We start from the raw sequence: 1186 nt of genomic DNA on the forward strand, positions 1-1186 counted from the left end.
CAAACCCTCGACGAGCGTTCGTAGCCTTCGAGAGCAGGCTTTAACCTCTGGCGCCTCGAGCCCACTCGGACTTCCAATCATAATGAAGGCGAAAGCCGGAATCCAGGCTCGAAGACTGGACGCCGAATTCACCATGAAGTTTCATACAAGCGTGGCCGCTGGCCTGAAAAACGGCCAGTTTGAACGAAATCAGAAACTTCAGGCCAACGGAGTTTCATATAAGGGCCGGGCACGGGCACGGGCACGTTTACGGGCACGAGGGTTGATTGAAGTTTCACACAAGTTGGTACTCAAGATTCGACAGTGTCGAGGGTTGCAAACCCTCTACGAGCGTTCGTAGCCTTCGAGAGCAGGCTTTAACCTCTGGCGCCTCGAGCCCACTCGGACTTCCAATCATAATAAAGGCGAAAGCCGGAATACAGGCTCGAAGACTGGACGCCGAATTCACCATGCAGTTTCATACGGGAACCCCGAACCTCGAATCCCTGAACCCTGAACCTCTGAACCCTGAACCTCGATAACTGTAGAGTCGAATGAAAAGCAAGGTCAAGGACTAATAATCGATTGACGAATGACGAATAATCGAATGACGATTGAAAACCCTAAAACCCAGAACCCCGAACCCCGAACCCTGAACCCTGAACCTCTGAACCCTGAACCTCTGAACCCTGAACCTTTAAACCCTGAACCCTGAACCTCTGAACCCTGAACCTTTAAACCCCAATATCTAAACAAGCCGCACTGCCTCCGGGTCCAGCCCTGAGGCTTCCAGCCATTGCCGGATTGCCTGATAAAGAAGCTGATAATATTTTTCCGACCCTCCCAGGCCCCTTCTTCCAAAGTAGTAATTGATCTCGAGAAAAAGAGGCTCCGGATCTTTTTCTGAAAGCGGAAACACAAAATCAACTGCGGCAAGATCAATTCCTGTCTTTGCAGCCAATGACTGGGCCGCCGCCCTTCCCTTTTCCTGGAGGTCCGGCCGCCACTGATGGTCGATTATGGCCCCCTTGCTGATGGTTGTTATAACCTGTCCGGGTTCTTCCGGACGTTTCCAGTAGGCAATAACCTTTTTCCCAATTATCACCGCCCGCAGGATATTCCCGCCTGAAGGCACATAGGCCTGGGTAACAAAGCCCGCCAACCCGGAGTCTTCCCGCCGTGTCAGGAAATCCAATGCCGCAGAAAA

Annotated in this window: 1 protein-coding gene; it reads right to left on the bottom strand. The window is 52.1% G+C overall.

Annotated features, from left to right (window positions below):
• Positions 1–727 precede the first annotated feature (727 nt).
• Positions 728–1186, bottom strand: a 459-nt coding sequence (locus GY843_RS20930; protein WP_297312622.1) for a hypothetical protein, incomplete at its 5' end; no start/stop codon positions are given.

Origin of the sequence: Neptuniibacter sp., from assembly GCF_024231755.1 — a bacterium.
GTDB lineage: Bacteria > Pseudomonadota > Gammaproteobacteria > Pseudomonadales > Balneatricaceae > Neptuniibacter.